General features: G+C 33.2%; 2 pseudogenes. Both read right to left on the reverse strand.

What is annotated here, in order from left to right:
• A pseudogene (locus MAGTDC_RS03745) lies at positions 1-214 on the reverse strand (Hsp70 family protein); the annotation flags it as partial.
• A 365-nt stretch (positions 215-579) separates the two neighbouring features.
• A pseudogene (locus MAGTDC_RS03750) lies at positions 580-755 on the reverse strand (Hsp70 family protein); the annotation flags it as partial.

Genomic DNA, 755 nt, shown 5'->3' on the forward strand with positions numbered 1-755 from the left:
ACTGTTAAGAAATATAAATAATGTTACCTGTCTCTGTGAATCATTGAAGTAAGCAGGCACTGTAATGACAGCATTTTTTACTGGCGTGCTTATATGACTCAGCAGTCTCCTTCATCTTCATCAAAACAAAGGCACCAATCTGGCTTGGAGAATACAATTTGCCATCTGATGCTGAGACCCAAGCATCACCATTTGAAGCTTTTACTATCTTGTAAGAAAGAGTTTTCCTATAAAATCATTACAACAACATTCAAGTTTTACTTTCATCTGTCAAAAATTGGAATTTAAAAAATTTTAATAATCAAATTCTCTAAAGAATCAGCTAATGGTATGCCAATAGTAATATGAGTTTTCATTCTGGGAAAACTTCATGTCACATCAAAAATAACAAGTCTTGTACATCTACAACAAATGTATACACAAAAATGAATACAAGATTCAAATAAAGAAGTTAAAAAAGTTCTTTTACACCTAAAACTCTGCACTACTTTACACCAGGAAATACACCTGCTCATATGTTATTATTAGTGAATCAATTTTTTCAGAAATGAATGTTTGATCATGCACATATACTCACATGTCTTTCTTCACCTCAGCATCCTCAAAACGTCGGCCAATAAGTCGTTTTGTTGCATAAAATGTGTTTGCTGAATTTGTAACAGACTGACGCTTTGCAGGCATTCCTACAAGTCTTTCACCATCTCAAATGTTGCGTATATAAATAAAACCAGTGCAATGAAAATAATGAGGGGGCA

This window comes from Candidatus Hodgkinia cicadicola (assembly GCF_002774925.1).